The following is a 2,982-nucleotide window of genomic DNA, read 5'->3' as shown; positions in this document are numbered from 1 at the left end:
TATCAGAGCTAACATTTTTCAAATGTCAGCTCCGATACTGGCTAAAGTCCATTAACGAGATATCGCACGCTTTGCGAGCGATACTCGTTATGAATAAAAGGATGAATAATGGTAGGAAAAATAGAATCTTTAAAAAACGAAAGAAGCAATTTATGAGCTATAGTATAACATAATCCTCCCTACAAATTCTCTTCGAATAAAAATTTTATAGGGAAGATTATTGCCATAAAAAATTTTAAAAAGCGGAAAAGGCTATGCTTCCGATTCCTTCTCTGCCAAAATCAGCTCCTTGGCATAGGGCAAGGTCTGAATCCAATCGCAGAAAGTATGCCATTCCTCCAGCTTATGGCTCTTTCTGGAAAAATACATATTGATAAGGCTCTCATAATTCATGGTACAGGTCCGCATTTGCTGATAAGAACTGGGAAGCAATTGGATAATAGTGTACCAGTCCTCCTTGTTTTTCTTCTCCAGAAAACGAAGACGAATACGTTCCAGATCCTCCACGGTTCTTTTCAAACTCTCCAGCCCTTCCTCAGTGAGATGGTCATGGGAAAAGTCCTCTATACTAAATTCCTTAGAATGAATTTTGTGCATGGTAGAGGTGGAATTTGCTACAGTTGCCACCTTATACGTGTCATACTCCTTCCACCAATAAAGAGGAGCCGTAATGTCCACGGAGACAAAGATTTGGCGGATAAACTTTCTATGATCGGAACCGGCCAGTCGTAAACGCCTTGCCAGATTCATGTCATTAGGCCCCAGCTGATAATTTCCTTCTTCATCGTAATAAGAATCCGCTCTATCCCAGGAATTCATAGGATTTCTGGCACCTCTAATCGCATTTTCTATATTCATTACAGATGTTTTCTCACACTTTAACATAGCTCTTCCTTTCTCACGTAAAACTGATGGCAGTATAACATGGGACGTTTTTCTAAGCCAGCCTAATATAGCTTTTTAGAATACTTTTAGGCTTTTTTCCTTTGTAGCGCGATTACTTCGGACTTTCGCTTCCGTTATTTTTTTAGAACATTTTTCCTAAAAATCAAAGTTTTTCGCCCTATTCTTTAGCCTTTTTGAGCAAAACATGCTATACTATCCTACAGCATTTGGTTTTTATACTTGAAGAATTATGGAGGTAGAACATGACAGTACCTGAGAGACTTTCCGCACTTAGAAAGATTATGAAGGAAAAGGGCATTACTATGCTGATTGTCCCCACCGCGGATTTCCATCAAAGCGAATATGTTGGAGAGCACTTTAAAGAGAGAATGTTTATCACCGGATTTACCGGTTCTGCCGGAACTGCTCTTATCGGTTTAGAGGAAGCAAGACTTTGGACTGACGGTCGTTATTTTATCCAGGCTGCTAAGCAGTTGGAAGGAACCACCGTTCAGCTGATGAAGATGTTCGAGCCGGGAGTACCCAGTCTGGAAGCCTTCCTAGAGGAGCATTTGAAGGAGGGCGATACCCTTGCCTTTGACGGTCGTGCCGTATCCGTAGGAGAAGGACAGGAATACGCTCGTATTGCCGAGAAAAAGAAAGCTAAGATTCTCTATGATGAGGACTTTGTAGATCCGGTTTGGAAGGATCGTCCGGCACTTTCCGAAGAGCCTGCCTTTGATCTGGATGAAAAATATGCCGGAGAAAGCGTAAGCAGTAAGATGGCTCGTATTCGTAAGGAAATGGAAGATGCGGGTTGCAATACCCATATCGTTTCCACCCTGGATGATACCTGCTGGACTCTGAATATCCGCGGTAATGATATCGAGTTCTTCCCTCTTGTTCTCAGCTATGCCATCATTCGCATGGACCGTTTTGACTTATACATTGATGAAAGAAAGCTGGACAAGGCTTTGCAGGAAAAGCTGGCTAAGGATGGCGTAGTGCTTCATCCCTACAATGCCATTTACGAGGATGTAAAAAAGCTTTCCGACAAGGATATCGTCATGATTGACCCGAGCAAGTTAAACTATGCTCTCTTCAACAATATTCCCAAGTCTGTAAAGACCGTAGAAAAGAGAAATCCTGCCATCTTAATGAAGGCAGTTAAGAATCCTGTTGAGATTGAAAATATTCGTAAAGCCCAGATTAAAGATAGTGTTGCACACCTTCGCTTTATGAAGTGGCTGAAGGAAAACATCGGCAAGATTAAGATTACAGAGATGTCTGCCGCAGCAAAGCTGGATGAGTTCCGTGCCGAAATGGGCAACTTTATTCGTCCAAGCTTCGAGCCCATTTCTTCCTTTGGTCCTCATTCCGCTATTGTGCACTACACCTCTTCTCCTGAAACCGATGTGGAATTCCATACCGGAACACTTTACTTAAGTGATACCGGAGCAGGCTTCTATGAAGGTTCCACAGACATTACCAGAACCTTTGCTTTAGGAGAGGTTCCTCAGCAGATGAAGGATGATTTTACTTTGGTTGCTATCAGTAACCTGCACCTTGCCAATGCGAAGTTCTTGGAGGGATGTACCGGTTTGGTATTGGATATCCTTTCCCGTCAGCCATTCTGGGATAGAAACTTGAACTTTAACCACGGTACAGGTCACGGCGTTGGATATCTTCTGAACATTCATGAAGGCCCTGCAGGCTTCCGTTGGAAGTTCCGTGCCGGAGAAACTGAAGTACTTCAAGAGGGTATGGTGATTACCGATGAGCCGGGATTCTATGTTGAAGGCTCCCACGGTATCCGTCTGGAAAATGAACTTCTCGCCAGAAAGGGAGAGAAGAACGAGTATGGACAGTTCATGTATTTTGAAACCATCTCTCTGATTCCTTTCGACCTGGATGCCATCAATCCGGATATGTTGAATGCAGAGGATAAGAAGCTCTTAAATGACTACCATGCAAGAGTTTACGAAACCATCGCTCCACTACTTAAGGAAGACGAGAAGGAATTCTTAAAGAAGTACACCAGAGCAATCTAATATATGCTTCTATATTAAAATGAAGAGACTGTAAAAAAGCGTCCCA

2 protein-coding genes are annotated in these 2,982 nt (G+C 42.6%); one reads left to right on the top strand and one right to left on the bottom strand.

Annotated elements, in window-relative coordinates:
* Positions 1-252: 252 nt before the first annotated feature.
* Complete coding sequence (locus RDQ32_RS11030) at positions 253-885, bottom strand: hypothetical protein (RefSeq protein WP_308580534.1); 633 nt, start codon at positions 883-885, stop codon at positions 253-255.
* 263 nt (positions 886-1,148) lie between these two features.
* Here RDQ32_RS11030 and RDQ32_RS11025 point away from each other — a divergent pair, with 263 nt between their 5' ends.
* Positions 1,149-2,936 (top strand): aminopeptidase P family N-terminal domain-containing protein, encoded by a 1,788-nt coding sequence (locus RDQ32_RS11025; protein WP_308580533.1) that lies wholly within the window; start codon positions 1,149-1,151, stop codon positions 2,934-2,936.
* Positions 2,937-2,982 lie beyond the last annotated feature (46 nt).

Origin of the sequence: uncultured Oribacterium sp. (assembly GCF_902481605.1) — a bacterium.
Classification (GTDB): domain Bacteria; phylum Bacillota; class Clostridia; order Lachnospirales; family Lachnospiraceae; genus Oribacterium; species Oribacterium sinus.
This window is presented reverse-complemented; position numbering and strand designations above follow the sequence as displayed.

Coding starts and splice junctions, on each gene's coding strand:
- RDQ32_RS11025 (WP_308580533.1), top strand. CDS start 1,149: ATGACAGTACCTGAGAGACTTTCCGCACTTAGAAAGATTATGAAGGAA.
- RDQ32_RS11030 (WP_308580534.1), bottom strand. CDS start 885: ATGTTAAAGTGTGAGAAAACATCTGTAATGAATATAGAAAATGCGATT.